Raw genomic sequence first — 14949 nt, 5'->3', positions numbered from 1 at the left:
CCGCGGCGGTGGATCAGCCGACGCGGAGGCCCTCCAGCAGGCTGCGGTCGCCGGCCACGTCCAGCGTGTCGAGGCCGACCCGGCCCCAGAGCGCCAGCAGCAGGTCGCTCGCGGTGCCGCTGACCTGCGCCCGGGCGTGGTGGTCGTCGTGGTCGAAGATGGTGGCCGTGTCGAGCAGGGCCACGCCCTCGCCGCGCAGCCGCAGGAACCACTCCTGGCCGGCGTCGACGGCGGCGAGCTGCACCACCCCGTGCCACTGGCCCGCCGTGCGGCGCCGCCCGGCCGGCAGCCAGGTGTCCAGGATCTCGCTCACCCCGTCGGCGGCGAGCTTCGCCTCGACCGGATCGCCCGCCGCGATGGCGAGCTGGGCGTCCCAGCGGTGCACCGCGGTCTCGTGCGCCGTCCGGCGCGGCCAGAAGCCCGCCTTCTTCGGCTGCGGCGCCCAGTTCCACGCCGGGGCCTCCGGGTCCAGACCGTCGAAGAGGGTCATCAGCTGGTCGTACGCCTGCTGCCAGAGCTGGAGCGGGGCGACGCCCGGCTCCGGCTCGACCGGCTCGGGCCTCCCGGGCGACGGGGTGGTCGCGCCCGCGCCCGCGAACGAGTGCACCCAGCGGTAGAGGGAGGTCAGGTGCAGGGTCAGGTCGGCGACGTTCCAGCCGGGACAGGACAGCACCGGTGTCTCCGGCGGTGCCTCCGCCACGGCTGCGGCGAACGCCGGGCCCTCCGCCCGGAGCGCGCCCAACCAGAAGTCCTTCGTGCCATGCAGTCTGCTCATCGCCATCCTCCCGGGGGTGACCGGGCCACCAGTGGGCGCCGCGGCTACCCCTCAGCCTAGGGTGAAAGGCGTGTCAGACGTCTACGCCCAGCCGACAACCGGAACCGAACCCGCCTCGACGTGCGAACTGGCGCGATACACCACGTTACGCCTGGGCGGTCCGGCCTGCCGCGTGGTCGCCGGCACCGACGCCGACGGGATCGTCCGGGAGGTGCGGGAGGCGGCCGAACGGGACGAGCAGGTCCTGCTCCTCGCCGGGGGCAGCAACGTCGTGATCGGCGACGCGGGCTTCCCCGGCACCGTGGTCCTGGTGCGCTCGCGGGGCCTGCGGGTGGTCGCCGAGGACGCCGACACCGTCACGGTACGCGTAGAGGCCGGCGAGCCCTGGGACGAGCTGGTCGCCACCACCGTGGCCAACGGCTGGTCCGGCCTGGAGTGCCTCTCCGGCATCCCCGGCTCCACCGGCGCCACCCCCATCCAGAACGTCGGCGCGTACGGGCAGGAGGTCGCCGAGACCATCACCGGCGTGCAGGTCCACGACCGGGTCGAGGGGACCGTCGGGCGGATCGCCGCCGCCGACTGCGGCTTCGCGTACCGCTCCAGCATCTTCAAGTACAGCGACCGCTGGGTGGTGCTCTCCGTCGACTTCCGGCTCGCCCGCTCGCCGCTGTCGGGCCCGGTGCGCTACGCGGAACTGGCCCGGGCGCTCGGCGTGCAGGTCGGCCAGCGGGTGCCGCTGGCCGACGCCCGGGCCACGGTCCTGCGGCTGCGCGCGGGCAAGGGCATGGTGCTCGACGCGGCCGACCCGGACACCCGCTCGGTCGGCTCGTTCTTCACCAACCCCGTGCTCGACGTCGCCGCGTACGAACTGCTGCGCGAGCGCGCCGCCGACATCGGTGAGCCGCCCTCCTGGCCCGGTGCGGGTGACGTGGTGAAGGTCAGCGCGGCCTGGCTGATCGACAAGGCCGGCTTCGGCAAGGGGCATCCGGGGCCGGAGGGCGTCGCCATCTCCAGCAAGCACACCCTCGCCCTGACCAACCGCAGCGGCACCGCCAGCACCGCGTCCCTGGTGGAGCTGGCCCGGGAGATCCGCGACGGCGTCCACCACCGCTTCGGCGTGACCCTGCACCCCGAACCGGTCCTCATCAACTGCACCCTCTGACCGCCCGCTTCGCGGGTCGACGGCGCAGGGCGGGGCGGGGTGGTCAGCGGGGGGTGGGGGCGATGTGCGGCCAGGGGAGGGTGAGTTCGCCGTGACGCCAGCGGCGGGGGCCGTCGAGGACGGGCCAGCCCGCGTCGCGGAGGGCGGACACCGCGTGCAGCCAGCGTTGCCGGGGGCCGAAGGGGGCGTAGCCGGCGGCGGCGTGCCACGCGTCGTCGAGCGCCCGGACCAGGTCGTGGATCCGCTCGCCGGGGACGTTGCGGTGGATCAGCGCCTTGGGTAGCCGTTCGGCCAGCTCCGCCGGGGTGTGCAGGGTGGTGAGCTTCGCGGCCAGGGTGAGCGTACGGGGGCCGTCGGCGTCGAGCAGCAGCCAGCCGCCCAGCCGCCCCGACTCGTCGCAGGTGCCCTCGACCAGCAGCCCGCCCGGGGCCAGCCCCGCGGTCGTGGTGCGCCAGGCGTCCGCGACCTCGCGCTCGTCGTACTGGCGCAGGACGTTGAACGCGCGGACCAGGGCGGGACGCAGCCCGGCCAGCTCGAACCCGCCCCGGGCGAAGGTGAGCCCGGGCGGATCGGCGGACGGTTGGGCGGCGGCGACGCGTACCGGATCGATCTCCAGCCCGACGACCCGTACGTCGGGACGGACCGCGGTGGCGAGCCGGGCGCGCAGTTCGACGGCGGTCACGGGACTGGCGCCGTAGCCGAGGTCCACCACCAGCGGGTCGGCCGCCTCGCGCAGCGCCTCGCCGCAGGTCTCCACGATCCAGTTGTCCACCCGGCGGAGCCGGTTGGGGTTCGTGGTCCCCCGGGTGACCACGCCGAGGGGTCGGTGCCGCGCCGCGCCCGCCATCGTCGGTGACCGTCCTCGCCGGCTCAGCCGACCCGGTGCACCTTGTGCTGGGCGGCCTGGGCCAGCGGGCGTACGACGAGGCGGTCCACGTTGACGTGCTGCGGGCGGGTCGCGCACCAGGCGACGCAGTCGGCGACGTCGTCGGCGACCAGCGGCTCGGCGACCCCGGCGTAGACCGCCGCCGCCCGCTCGGCGTCCCCCGCGAAGCGGACCAGCCCGAACTCGTCGGTGCGGACCATGCCGGGGTCGATCTCGACAACGCGCACCGGTCGACCGCAGAGTTCCAGCCGCAGCGTGCCGGCGATCGCCGTCTGCGCGTGCTTCGCGGCGGCGTAGCCGCCCCCGCCCTCGTAGACGGTGAAGCCGGCGGTCGAGGAGACGACCACGATGGTGCCGGCTCCGGACGCCTCCAGTGCGGGCAGCAGCGCCTGGGTGACGCGCAGCGTGCCGAGCACGTTGACGTCGTACATCCACTGCCAGTCACCGATCGACCCGGACTCGACCGGGTCGAGGCCGCGGGCGCCGCCGGCGTTGTTGACCAGCAGCGTCACGGGACCCAGGGCCGCTGCCGCCCCGGCCAGGTCGGCCACCGACTCGTCGGAGGTGACGTCGCAGGCCACGGCGGTGGCCGCGCCGCCGGCCGCCTCGATCTCGGCCACCAGGGCGGCCAACCGGTCGGTACGCCGCGCGGCGGCAAGCACGTGGAAACCCTCGGCGGCGAGCCGGCGGGCGGTGGCCGCCCCGATCCCGCTGGACGCTCCGGTGACGACGGCGACAGAGGTCATCCGCCCATTCTCCACCGGATCCCCGGGGCGGGTGCCGGCGGCGCGGTGATGAGGTCCGTCACGCCCGGGGGGCGTCCCGGCGCATTAGGGGTGCCCGATGGGGAAGATGACATCGGCCGAGGACGTTGTCCGTGAAGCGCCGGGCGTGCCGACGGCATAAACCGTGACAAAGGGAGCGGACGTGGCGGAGTTGCACACCGGTGTGGGACGTCAGCGCGCTGCACGCCCGTGTCCCCGCCCCCGGCGGATCGCGACGATCTCGGTGCACACCTCACCCCTGCACCAGCCGGGCACCGGCGACGCCGGCGGCATGAACGTCTACATCCTGGAGGTCGCCCGGCGGCTGGCCGACGCGGACGTCGAGGTGGAGATCTTCACCCGGGCCACCTCCGGCGACCTGCCCCCGGTGGTCGAGACGGCGCCCGGGGTGCACGTCCGGCACGTCACCTCCGGCCCCCTCGAAGGGCTCACCAAGGAGGAGCTGCCGGGGCAGCTCTGCGCCTTCACCGCCGGCGTGCTCCGCGCGGAGGCGTCCCGCCCGCCGGGCCACTACGACCTCATCCACTCCCACTACTGGCTCTCCGGGCAGGTCGGTTGGCTGGCCAAGGAGCGCTGGGGGGTGCCACTGGTGCACACCGCGCACACGCTCGCGAAGGTCAAGAACGCCCAGCTCGCCGTCGGGGACCGCCCCGAACCGAAGGCCCGCGTCATCGGCGAGGAGCAGGTGGTCGCCGAGGCCGACCGGCTGATCGCGAACACCACGGTCGAGGCCCGTGACCTGATCGACCGGTACGACGCCGATCCGGCCCGGGTCGCGGTGGTCGAGCCCGGCGTGGACCTGGACCGGTTCCGGCCGGCCCTCGGCGACCGCGACCGCGTCGTCGCCGACGCCCGCCGCCGGCTCGGGCTGCCCGCCTCCGGGTACGTGGTGGCCTTCGTCGGCCGTATCCAGCCACTGAAGGCCCCGGACGTGCTCATCCGCGCGGTGGCCGCGCTGCGCGAGCGCGACCCGGTGCTCGCCGACGAGGTGACCGTGGTGATCTGCGGGGGCCCCAGCGGCAGCGGGCTGGACCGGCCGACCGCCCTGATGGAGCTGGCCGCCACGCTCGGCGTCGCCGACCGGATCCGTTTCCTGCCCCCACAGACCGGCGACGACCTGCCCGCCCTGTACCGGGCCGCCGACCTGGTCGCGGTGCCGTCGTACAACGAGTCCTTCGGCCTGGTCGCGCTGGAGGCGCAGGCCTGCGGTACGCCGGTGGTGGCCGCCGCCGTCGGCGGCCTGGTGACCGCCGTGCGGGACCAGGTCAGTGGCGTGCTGATCGACGGCCACGACCCGGCCGACTGGGCCCGTACGCTCGCCCGCCTGCTGCCGGACCGGCTCCGCCGTGCCGAGCTGGCCCGGGGCGCCGCCCGGCACGCCCGCAACTTCTCCTGGCACCGCACCGCCTCCGGGCTGCTCGCCGTCTACGGCGAGGCGATCGCCGCGCACCGGGACCGGCTCGCCTCCGAGCTGGCCTGCGGCCCGGCGATGTCCTGCTCCTGGTGACCCGCCGCGCGTCGGCTGCCGCCCGGTGCCGCTTCGCCGGCAGGGTCGCGCCGGGCGTGCCGCGCCGGCCTGCCGTCCGGGGTCGCGCCGGCTGTCGTCGCCCGGTGCCGGGGCGGTGGCGGCCGTAGAGTGGATCCGATGAGCGGGAAGAGCGATCTTGCGGCCCTGATCGAGTCGGTCTGCGACGAGCGGGAGCTGGCCTGGGAGTCGACCGGCCCGGGCTCGTACGCGGTCACGCTGCCGGGCACCCACAAGCTGAAGACGGTCTGCAACCTGATCGTGGGCGAGCACGCGCTGCGGATCGAGGCGTTCGTCATGCGTCAGCCGGACGAGCGCCGCGAGGAGCTGTGGGCCTGGCTGTTGCAGCGCAACGCCCGCATGTACGGCGTGTCGTTCTCCGTCGACGCGGTCGGTGACGTCTACCTGACCGGTCGCGTCAACCCCGCCGGGATCGACGCCGACGAGCTGGACCGGCTGCTGGGAGCGGTGCTGACGTACGCCGACGAGTCCTTCGACACGATGCTGGAGATCGGCTTCGGCAGCTCCATCCGACGCGAGTGGGAGTGGCGCGTCAAGCGGGGCGAGTCCACCGCCAACCTCGCGGCGTTCGCGCACCTGTTCGAGCCGTCCTCGGCCTCTGCCGCTGGTGCCGAGCCGTCCTCGGCCTCCGCCGTCGGCGGCTCCGGGCAGCAGTCCGCCGCCGGTGCCGGGCAGCCGGGTGCGGCCGGGCAGACCGGTGCGACCGGGGATTCAGGTGCCGCCGGGTCGACCGGGGGTGTCGCCGCCGGCGAGGCCTCTGACACGGGCGCCCGGCTCGGAGGTTCGGACCGTTCCTGACGGGTATGCCGCACCGCGCGGTGCGGCACCGGGTCCCCGCGCGCCGAGGACCAACTGTCGAGGAGCGTGAGCGTCCCATGGCTCAGCGGAACAGCTCAGGTCGCGGTGGGACTGCGGCCAGGACGAAACGGCAGGCGGGCAACCAGACCCCGAACACCCCGACGATCTCCGAATCCGAGATCTCCCGGATGAGGGTGGACGAGATCCGGGGACAGCTCCGTGAGCGCGGGGTCTCCGGCATCTCCGCCCTGCGCAAGCCGGAACTCGTGAAGACGCTGGTGAAGACCCTGCGGGCGGAGCGTCCCTCGGGCGGTGCCGCGCGTCGCAGCACCGGGCCGGCCGGTCGGGCGGCGGGGACGCGGGCGTCCGCCGGGCGGGCCGCCGCCGCGAAGAAGGCCGCGTCGGGCCGGGCGGGGGGCAAGGCCGCCCCGGGCCGGGCGCAGGCGGCGAACAGGACCGCCCCGGCGAAGAAGGCGGCGGCGAAGAAGGCGGCGGCGAAGGCTCCGACCAGGAAGGCCACCGCGAAGGCGGCCCCGGCGACGAAGACCACGTCGGCGGCCCGGAAGTCCGCGCCGGCCTCGTCGCGGGCGGGCACGGCACGTGATGCTGCGACGACCGGCATCCGGACCGGGCGGAGCACCTCGCGGTCGGTGCGTTCCTCGCAGCTCATCTCGTCCATGGCGGATCGGCCGGAGCGTCCCGGCCGCAGCCTGGTGACCACCAACCACGAGGTGATCCAGCGCTGGGCGCGGGAGCGCGGCGCCGAACCGGCGACGATCGCGGGCACCGAGCGGGAGGGGCGGGCCGGCGTACTCACCTTCAACATGCCCGGTTACCGGGAGAGCAGCCGGATACGCGAGATCACCTGGGACGAGTGGTTCCGCACCTTCGACGGGCGAAAGCTGAACCTGATCTACCAGGAGCAGCTCCGTGACGGCCGTCCGAGCAACTTCTTCCGTACGGAATCGCCCGATCGTGAGGACGCCTGAGAGTGTTTCGGGGAAGGGCCGACGGGTAAGCGCTGTGTGCCACGACCGAGGCCCGAAGGGGTCGCACTCCGATCCGACACCGGAGCTGTGACCGGCGAGACAGCCCCACCAGGTTGTCTTCGTAATACCGGGCGAACTAACTTTATTGCACCGCGCCACGCTTGGAACCGTTCGGGGGAGCGGTGGATCGATCAGATCCGTGCACGAGCGAGGCGCGGGGAACGGGTGGAACAACACCGTTGGGGGACGGTGGCCACCTGTTAGGACCGGCGGCGTGAGCGGTCGACGCCTACGGGGGTGGGCTTCGCCCGCCGCCGCCGGTCATACGGTGCGGACGCCCATCGCGATCACGAGTCGCGGTGGGCGTTCTGCTGTCCACCCCTCTTCCGGCGGGCCCTCGTCACGATGCCGGCGGCAGCCTCGACCCCGAGGTCACCGCACGGCGGTGGGGGCGGGGGTCGGGGACGGGAGGGGAGCGGAGAGCCGGCGGAGGGCGGCGACGCGCCGTTCGCGGGGCGGGCCCGCCAGCAGGTGGCAGCCGGCGGCCAGCAGTCCCAGCCCGCCGACGATCAGCCAGTGCCGGTCCCCGAGGTGCTGGAGGCTGACCCCGCCCAGGGTGGGCGCCACGAACGACGCCGCCGGGAACGCCAGATAGAACACCGACTGGTAGCGGGCCCGCAGCGCCAGCGGAGCGAGGTCGGCGTTGATCTGCGCGTTGGGCGGTGCCGCGAGCATCTGGCCGACGGTCCAGACCACCGCCGCCGCCAGGTAGACCACCACGTCGTCGGCGAATGCGAGGGTGGCGAAGCCGAGCGCCAGCAGCGCGGTGGAGACGGCCAGGACGCGGTCCTTGCGGTGCCGCTCGATCAGTCGCGGCACGAAGAGCTGCCCGAGCACGATCAGGATCCCACCGAGCGCCACCACCGCCCCGTACGCCGACGGGCGCAGGCCGTCCGACCGCATCGCCAGGGGCATGATCGTCGACGTCTGCATGGTCAACACGGCCAGGACGAAGGTCAGGGCGACGAAGGTCAGGAAAGTGCGGTCGGTCAGTGCGGTGTGCAGCCCCGGCCGCCGCCCCGCCCGCCCCCGCCACCATGCCTGCCGCTGCCGCTGCCGCGCGGCCGCCCCGCCGCCGATCGCCGCCGGCCGAAGATCTTGGACGCTTTCCGTCCGGTCGGAACGGGAAGTGTCCAAGATCGGCTCAGGGCCGGCGAGGCGGCGGGGCAGCGTCTCCGGGACCTTCCACGCGATGACCGCCGCCGCGAGCACGGTGGCGGTGGCGTCGACCAGGAAGAGCGCCACGAAGCTCGCCTCGGCGAGCAGGCCGGCCATCAGCGAGGCCACGGCCATGCCCAGGTTGAACGCCCAGAACTGGAGGTTGAAGGCCCGGGAGCGGTGTCGCTCGGGCACCACGTCGACGATCGCCGCCACGAAGGCGGGGCTGGGCATCGAGTGCGCCACCCCGACCAGGGCGGCGAGCGCGGCGATCATCGCCAGGTGCCGGCTGAAGGCCAGCCCGACCATCAGCCCGGCGGTGGCGAGGTGGGCGGCGAGCAGGGTGGACCGCCGCCCCCACCGGTCGGCCAGCACGCCGCCGAGCAGCACACCCACCGCCCCGCCCAGCCCGTACGCCCCGACGACCGCCCCGGTGAGCGCCTCGCTCGCGCCCCGCGCGTCGGTCAGGTAGAGCGACAGGAAGAGCATCGCGAAGGCGCCAGCCCGGTTGATCAGCAGCCCGGCCCAGAGGTACCAGAAGGTGGCGGGGAGCCCACCCGCGGTGTCGTCCAGCCAGCGGCGCAGGGCGCGCACCCGTCCTCCCGACAGTTTGGTTTCCTTACCGAACCGCCCTAGACCGTAGGAAGCCGTTGGCCGGCGCGCCAGGGTGTCGCTGGTCACCGCCCCCTGCGGTCGGCTCCGCGGCGGCTGGCGACCGTCGCCGGCTACGCCCGGGCGTCGGCCGTCGCCGGCTCGACAGGGGCCGTCGCCGCCGCCTCGGCGGCCTGCGGGGCGGGTGGCTGGGTCGCCACCACCGGTACGGCGGAACCGGTGGCCCGCAGGATCGCGGCCCGCCGCTCCCGGGCCGGGCCGGAGATCAGGTGGGCGAGTGCCATCAGTCCGCCGATGACGGCGCAGCCGAGCCAGAGCTGGGCGTCGCCGGCCTGCTCCCGCACGAGGCCGCCGAGGACCGGCGCGATCGCGGCGGCCCCCTGCCAGGAGAGCGAGAAGACACCCTGGTAGCGGCCGCGCAGCTCGGCGGGGGAGAGCTCGGCGACCAGGGTGGCGTTGGACGGCGAGTTGAGCATCTCGCCGACCGTCCAGATCAGCACGGTCAGGCCGTAGAACCAGGCGGTGTCGGCGAAGGCGGTGAGCCCGAATCCGACGCCCATCGCCACCGACGCGAGGGCGAGCACGTGCGACCGGCTCCGGCCCCTGATCAGCCGGGGTACGAAGAGTTGGCCGACCACGATCAGCACCCCGTTGAGTGCGATCACCGAGCCGTAGGTGGTGGGGCTGAGGCCGGCGTCGCCCATGGCGATCGGCAGCATCGAGATGTGCTGGAGGAAGACCAGTGCGGCGAAGAGGTTGAGCGTCACGAAGCCGAGGAAGACCCGGTCGCGCAGGATGGTGCGCAGCGCCCCGACCGGTGCCCCGGCGCCCTTGTGGCCGTTGCCGACGACGGGGCCCCGCCGTGTCTCGCCGACCTTGACGAAGATGATCAGCGCGGTGATCACGGTGGTGGTCGCGTCGACCACGAAGAGCAGCAGGAAGCCGGCCTCGGCGGCGAGGCCGGCGAGGATCGCCGCGCTGGCGAAGCCGAGGTTGACCGCCCAGTAGTTCAGCGAGAACGCCTTCAGCCGGTCCTTCTCCGGCACCACGTCGATCACCATCGCCCCGAACGCGGGCCGGGCCGCCTCGGCGAACATGCCGAGCAGCAGGGCGCCGAGCGCCACGGCCCACAGTTCCCGGGCGAAGCCGAGGGCGAGCATCATGGTGGCCGCGCCGAGATGCGCCGTGAGCAGGGTGGGCCGGCGGCCCCAGCGGTCGCTCAGCGTGCCGCCGGCGGTGGTGCCGACCGCGCCGCCGACGCCCCACAGGCCGAGCACCAGCCCCGCCTGGGCGGCGGAGAAGCCGCGTTCCTGGGTGAGGTAGATGGCCAGGAACACCAGGACGAACGAGCCGAGCCGGTTGATCAGGGTGCCGGCCCACAGATACCAGAAGGTGACCGGCAGGCCGCCGGTGGTGTCCCGGAACCAGCCCTGCATCGTCCGCACGTCGGCGCCCCCGCCCCGTAATGACCGCCCTGATTGTTGCGCCTTACAACCTAGTGCCAGTCCGGATCTCCGGGCAGCGCATTTTCCACGTGGTGGTCGTCACGACCACTGCCCGCGCGTCCTCCGGCGGCGTGCGGCAGGATGATCGGCATGACTGCTAGCGAGGGGCCCACCGTCGGGACGCTGGTCCTGCTGCGGCACGGCGAGAGCGACTGGAACGCCAAGAACCTCTTCACCGGCTGGGTCGACGTCGACCTGACCGAGAAGGGCGAGAACGAGGCACGCCGCGGCGGCGAGCTGCTGCGCGAGCACGACCTGCTGCCGGACGTGGTGCACACCAGCGTGATGCGCCGCGCGATCCGTACCGCCGAGTTGGCGCTCAACGCCGCCGACCGGCACTGGATCGCGGTGCGCCGGTCGTGGCGGCTCAACGAGCGGCACTACGGCGCCCTCCAGGGCAAGAACAAGAAGCAGACCCTGGAGGAGTACGGCGAGGAGCAGTTCATGCTCTGGCGCCGCTCGTACGACACGCCGCCGCCGCCGATCGCGGACGACGACGAGTTCTCGCAGGTCGGCGACCCGCGCTACGCGCTGCTGCCGGGCGAGCTGATGCCCCGCACCGAATGTCTCAAGGACGTCGTCGAGCGGATGCTGCCGTACTGGTACGACTCGGTGGTGCCGGACATCCTGGCCGGTCGGACGGTGCTGGTGGCCGCGCACGGCAACTCGTTGCGCGCCCTGGTCAAGCACCTGGACCAGATCTCCGACGCCGCGATCGCCAAGCTGAACATCCCGACCGGCATCCCGCTGCGCTACGACCTGGATCCGCAGCTGCGCCCGATCACCCTGGGCGGCACCTACCTGGACCCGGCCGCCGCGAAGGCGGCCGCCGCCGCGGTGGCCAACCAGGGCCGCTGACGGTCCTCAAGGGTGTAAGGAAGGGCCCCTTCCTAACGCAATGCGTTAGGAAGGGGCCCTTCCTTACACCCTCAGTTCGGGGTGGGGGTGTTCTGCCCGGTGATCAGGTAGACCACGTGTTCGCCGGCGTTCACGGCGTGGTCGGCGAAGCGCTCGTAGAAGCGGCCGAGCAGGGTGGCGTCGATGGCGGTCTCCACCCCGTACGGCCAGTCCTCGCCGAGCAGCAGCCCGAACAGGCTGCGGTGCAGGTCGTCCATGGCGTCGTCGTCACCGTCGAGTTCGGCGGCGAGGTCGGCGTCGGGCTTGGCGAGCACCGAGCCGATCTTGATGGCCATCCGGTCGGCGATGGCCGCCATGTCGGTGAAGGTCGGCCGCAGCTCCGCCGGAACGGCCGGCGAGGGGTGCCGGCGCAGGGCGGTCTTGGCGACGTGGTCGGCCAGGTCGCCCATCCGCTCCAGGTCGGCCGCGACGTGCAGCGCGGTGATCATCGCGCGCAGGTCGGAGGCGACGGGGGCCTGCCGGGCGAGCAGGTCGCAGACCCGCTCCTCGACGTGCCGGTAGAGCTCGTCGATCTCGGCGTCCCGCTCGATCACCGTCTCGGCCGCCCGGCGGTCCGCGGTGAGCAGGGCGTGGGTGGCCTGCCGCATCGCGGCCCGGACCCCCTCCGCCATGTCCACCAGCAGTTGGCTGACGATCTGCAGGTCAGCCCGGAACTCGTCGCGCATTGTCACGTCCTGTGGTCGGTGGTCGCCGGCCCCGGGGGGCGGCGGGGAGCAGGTGCGCCGCCCACGGTAGGTCGGACGGGGGGACCCCAGGTGAACCCCGGTGAACGACGCCGGACGCGGGAGTGAACTTTCCCGGAAGTGAAGGTGATTCATCCCATTTGTAGGGGTTGCCAGGTTAACAATGACCCTACGATCGCCGGGTGGAATGGGCGGTGACGGTCGCGGTGGCCGTGGGACTGGCGGTCGGGCTGACCGCCGGGGTGCTGCTGCCCCGGCTCGTCCCGGTGCTGGGCGAGCGCGCCACACGGGCGGGAGGCCGGGCCGGCTTCCCCAACACCTCCGGGAGGCTCCCGATAGCCGAGGATCCGCAGTCCGGGATCGGCCGCCGGACCATCGATTCGCTGCGGGCCGGCGTGGTCGTACTCGACCCCGACGACCTGCCCGTCCTGGTCAACCCGGCCGCCCGCGCGATGGGGCTGCTCCGCACCGGCCCCACCCAGGGCTCGATCGCCGCCCACCCCCTGATCCGTACGCTCGCCGCGCAGGTGCGGCGCACCGGCGTGCGGCGCGAGATCGAGCTCGACCTGCCAAGGGGCCGCGACAACGCCGGCGTGAACCCCCTCGGGGTGCACCTGCGGGCGATGGGGATCGGGGCGGGTTTCATCGCCGTCGAGGCGTCGGACGTGACCGAGTCGCACCGGCTGGCCCGGGTCCGCCGCGACTTCGTCGCCAACGTCAGCCACGAGCTCAAGACCCCGATCGGGGCCCTCCAACTCCTCGCCGAGGCGCTGCTCGACGCCACCGAGCCGGCCGGGGCGGACGCGCCCGACCTCTCCGAGGACCTGGTCGCCGCCCGCCGGTTCGCCGAGCGCATCCAGCACGAGTCCACCCGGCTGGGCCGCCTGGTGCAGGAGTTGCTGGAACTGACCCGGCTCCAGGGCGCCGAGCCGCAGCCACCCCCGGAGCCGGTCGCCGTCGACTGGGTGATCGCCGAGGTCATCGACCGGACCCGCACCTCCGCCGCGGCCCGCCGGATCGAGGTGGCCGTCGACGCGGAGCGGGGCCTGACCGTCCACGGCAGCGACACCCAGCTCGCCACTGCCGTGTCCAACCTGGTGGAGAACGCCGTCAACTACTCGAGCGAGGACACCACCGTCCGGATCACCGCCCGCGCCACCGACGAGCACGTGGAGATCTCCGTCGCCGACCAGGGCATCGGGATAGCCCCCACCGACGTCGACCGGATCTTCGAGCGGTTCTACCGTGCCGACCAGGCCCGGTCCCGCTCCACCGGCGGCACCGGCCTGGGGCTCGCCATCGTGAAACACATCGCCGGCAACCATGGCGGACGGGTGCAGGTGTCGAGCACTCTTGGCGGTGGATCGACGTTCACCCTCCGGCTGCCCACCCGCCCCCCGGACGAGGTCCTGGCGACACTGCCCTCCGCTGGGATCGAGGCCGCTCCGGCCGAGATTCGGCAGGCCTGACAGCACATGGAAAGGAAGCCCCGTTGAGCCGCGTTCTGGTGGTCGAGGACGAGGAGTCGTTCTCCGACGCCTTGTCGTACATGCTCCGCAAGGAGGGTTTCGAGGTCTCCGTCGCCGCGACGGGGACCTCCGCCCTCACCGAGTTCGACCGGACCGGCGCCGACATCGTGCTGCTCGACCTGATGTTGCCCGAGATGTCCGGCACCGAGGTGTGCCGGCAGCTCCGGCAGCGCTCGCACGTGCCGATCATCATGGTCACGGCCCGGGACAGTGAGATCGACAAGGTGGTCGGCCTGGAGATCGGCGCCGACGACTACGTGACCAAGCCGTACTCGCCCCGGGAGCTGGTCGCCCGGATCCGGGCGGTGCTGCGGCGGCAGAGCGCCGAGGCCGCCGAGTCGGGTGGCCCGACGCTGGCCGCCGGCCCGGTGCGGATGGACATCGAGCGGCACGTGGTGACCGTCGACGGCGCCCCCGTCCAGCTCCCGCTCAAGGAGTTCGAGCTGCTGGAGCTGCTGCTGCGCAACGCCGGCCGGGTGCTCACCCGGGGCCAGCTCATCGACCGGGTCTGGGGGGCCGACTACGTCGGCGACACCAAGACCCTCGACGTGCACGTCAAGCGGCTGCGCTCCAAGGTCGAGCCGGAGCCGTCCGCGCCGCGCTTCATCGTCACCGTGCGGGGTCTGGGGTACAAGTTCGAGCCCTGATCGGCGTACGCACGAAGGGGCCGGCGCCGCGCGCTGGCCCCTTCGCCGTCGGTCGGTCAGGCGCCGCCGGCCGGATGCGGGGCGACCATGCCCTGCCGCCTGCGCGCCCCGCAGACCTCGGCCAGCTTCGCGTACGCGGGAGCGCCGACGAGGGCGGTCAGCTCCGGCCCGTAGGAGACGTACATCGGCTCGGTGCCGACGTGCGCGTCGGTGGAGGAGGTGCACCACCAGTCCAGGTCGTGCCCGCCGGCGCCCCAGCCCCGGCGGTCGAACTCGGAGAGCGTGGACACCAGCACCTTCGTGTTGTCCGGCCGCTTCACCCACTCCTGGTCGCGGCGGATCGGCAGCTGCCAGCAGACGTCCGGCTTGTATTCCAGCGGGTGCACCCCGTCGCGCAGCGCCTGCGCGTGCAGGGCGCAACCGGCGCCGGCCGGGAAGTCGGCGTCGTTGAGGAAGACGCACGGCCCGTCCGCGCCCTGGGTGGCGGTGCGGCGGGCGGAGTCCTCGCCGTCGATGGTGTCGTTCTCGGTCCAGTTCCTGAACCCGCGCCGGAAGTGCTGCCACGTCGACGGGGTCAGCCGCCGGACCGCGGCCCGGACCCGCTGCTCGTCCTCGGCGTCGGTGAAGAACGCGCCGTGCGAACAGCAGCCGTCGGCGGCGCGACCGGCGACGATGCCGTGGCAGCCCCGGCCGAAGACACACGTCCAGCGGGAGAGCAGCCACGTCAGGTCGGCCCGGACGAGATGGTTGTCGTCCGCCGGGTCGGTGAACTCGATCCACTCCCGGGGGAAACCCAGGGGCACCTCGCGACTGCGCGGGTCGTCCGGGTCGTCCACCAGCACGCGGAGTTCGATCTCACCTGTCACCCGGCCCAGCGTACGCGCGGTGCCCCCACC

Annotated in this window: 13 protein-coding genes and 1 pseudogene; 7 read left to right on the top strand and 7 right to left on the bottom strand. The window is 73.4% G+C overall.

The genetic code is table 11. The features are described 5' to 3' along the window. Positions 1–13: 13 nt before the first annotated feature. Complete coding sequence (locus KBX06_RS03540; protein ID WP_210832668.1) at positions 14–775, bottom strand: maleylpyruvate isomerase family mycothiol-dependent enzyme; 762 nt, start codon at positions 773–775, stop codon at positions 14–16. Between the two features lie 70 nt (positions 776–845). On the opposite strand from KBX06_RS03540, the gene KBX06_RS03535 reads away from it, so the two are divergent. Continuing rightward, entirely contained in the window at positions 846–1937 is a 1092-nt protein-coding gene (locus tag KBX06_RS03535) for a UDP-N-acetylmuramate dehydrogenase (protein WP_210832667.1), read from the top strand. Between the two features lie 43 nt (positions 1938–1980). Here the strand turns inward: KBX06_RS03535 and KBX06_RS03530 are convergent, their stop codons facing one another. Both KBX06_RS03530 and KBX06_RS03525 read right to left on the bottom strand, forming a co-directional pair. Next, a complete protein-coding gene (locus KBX06_RS03530) occupies positions 1981–2784 on the bottom strand; it encodes a class I SAM-dependent methyltransferase (RefSeq protein ID WP_210832666.1) in 804 nt (267 codons plus the stop codon). Between the two features lie 23 nt (positions 2785–2807). Next, positions 2808–3569 carry an SDR family NAD(P)-dependent oxidoreductase gene (locus KBX06_RS03525; protein ID WP_210832665.1) on the bottom strand — a complete coding sequence of 254 codons (762 nt, stop codon included), beginning with the start codon at positions 3567–3569 and terminating at the stop codon, positions 2808–2810. 181 nt (positions 3570–3750) lie between these two features. Here KBX06_RS03525 and mshA point away from each other — a divergent pair, with 181 nt between their 5' ends. The 3 genes and pseudogenes from mshA (at position 3751) to KBX06_RS03510 (ending at position 6941) form a co-directional block, all read left to right on the top strand. After that, positions 3751–5115: a D-inositol-3-phosphate glycosyltransferase gene (gene mshA, locus KBX06_RS03520; protein WP_210832664.1), complete on the top strand. Its 1365-nt coding sequence runs from the start codon at positions 3751–3753 to the stop codon at positions 5113–5115. Positions 5116–5253: 138 nt separating this feature from the next. Next, positions 5254–5799: pseudogene (locus tag KBX06_RS03515) on the top strand (YbjN domain-containing protein); the annotation flags it as partial. Positions 5800–6029: 230 nt separating this feature from the next. Beyond that, on the top strand, positions 6030–6941 hold the full coding sequence (locus KBX06_RS03510; RefSeq protein WP_210832663.1) for a hypothetical protein: 912 nt from the start codon (positions 6030–6032) through the stop codon (positions 6939–6941). A 432-nt stretch (positions 6942–7373) separates the two neighbouring features. On the opposite strand, the gene KBX06_RS03505 is transcribed toward KBX06_RS03510, so the two are convergent. Then, positions 7374–8753 carry an MFS transporter gene (locus KBX06_RS03505; RefSeq protein WP_210832662.1) on the bottom strand — a complete coding sequence of 460 codons (1380 nt, stop codon included), beginning with the start codon at positions 8751–8753 and terminating at the stop codon, positions 7374–7376. A 131-nt stretch (positions 8754–8884) separates the two neighbouring features. Then, positions 8885–10216 (bottom strand): MFS transporter, encoded by a 1332-nt coding sequence (locus KBX06_RS03500; protein WP_210832661.1) that lies wholly within the window; start codon positions 10214–10216, stop codon positions 8885–8887. A 150-nt stretch (positions 10217–10366) separates the two neighbouring features. Here KBX06_RS03500 and KBX06_RS03495 point away from each other — a divergent pair, with 150 nt between their 5' ends. Next, positions 10367–11134, top strand: coding sequence for a phosphoglyceromutase (locus tag KBX06_RS03495; RefSeq protein ID WP_210832660.1), 768 nt, complete (start codon positions 10367–10369; stop codon positions 11132–11134). Positions 11135–11205: 71 nt separating this feature from the next. Here the strand turns inward: KBX06_RS03495 and phoU are convergent, their stop codons facing one another. Beyond that, a complete protein-coding gene (gene phoU, locus KBX06_RS03490; protein WP_210832659.1) occupies positions 11206–11859 on the bottom strand; it encodes a phosphate signaling complex protein PhoU in 654 nt (217 codons plus the stop codon). A 287-nt stretch (positions 11860–12146) separates the two neighbouring features. Between phoU and KBX06_RS03485 the strand changes: the two genes are divergently transcribed. Both KBX06_RS03485 and KBX06_RS03480 read left to right on the top strand, forming a co-directional pair. Then, complete coding sequence (locus tag KBX06_RS03485; protein ID WP_374225568.1) at positions 12147–13346, top strand: ATP-binding protein; 1200 nt, start codon at positions 12147–12149, stop codon at positions 13344–13346. Positions 13347–13369: 23 nt separating this feature from the next. Continuing rightward, positions 13370–14053 carry a response regulator transcription factor gene (locus tag KBX06_RS03480; protein WP_088998216.1) on the top strand — a complete coding sequence of 228 codons (684 nt, stop codon included), beginning with the start codon at positions 13370–13372 and terminating at the stop codon, positions 14051–14053. 56 nt (positions 14054–14109) lie between these two features. Here the strand turns inward: KBX06_RS03480 and KBX06_RS03475 are convergent, their stop codons facing one another. After that, positions 14110–14919: a hypothetical protein gene (locus tag KBX06_RS03475; RefSeq protein WP_210832657.1), complete on the bottom strand. Its 810-nt coding sequence runs from the start codon at positions 14917–14919 to the stop codon at positions 14110–14112. Between the last annotated feature and the right edge of the window lie 30 nt (positions 14920–14949).

This window comes from Micromonospora sp. C31, from assembly GCF_018070575.1.
Lineage (GTDB): Bacteria > Actinomycetota > Actinomycetes > Mycobacteriales > Micromonosporaceae > Micromonospora.
This window is presented reverse-complemented; position numbering and strand designations above follow the sequence as displayed.

Coding starts and splice junctions, on each gene's coding strand:
- KBX06_RS03495 (WP_210832660.1), top strand. CDS start 10,367: ATGACTGCTAGCGAGGGGCCCACCGTCGGGACGCTGGTCCTGCTGCGG.
- KBX06_RS03540 (WP_210832668.1), bottom strand. CDS start 775: ATGAGCAGACTGCATGGCACGAAGGACTTCTGGTTGGGCGCGCTCCGG.
- KBX06_RS03530 (WP_210832666.1), bottom strand. CDS start 2,784: ATGGCGGGCGCGGCGCGGCACCGACCCCTCGGCGTGGTCACCCGGGGG.
- phoU (WP_210832659.1), bottom strand. CDS start 11,859: ATGCGCGACGAGTTCCGGGCTGACCTGCAGATCGTCAGCCAACTGCTG.
- KBX06_RS03525 (WP_210832665.1), bottom strand. CDS start 3,569: ATGACCTCTGTCGCCGTCGTCACCGGAGCGTCCAGCGGGATCGGGGCG.
- KBX06_RS03510 (WP_210832663.1), top strand. CDS start 6,030: ATGGCTCAGCGGAACAGCTCAGGTCGCGGTGGGACTGCGGCCAGGACG.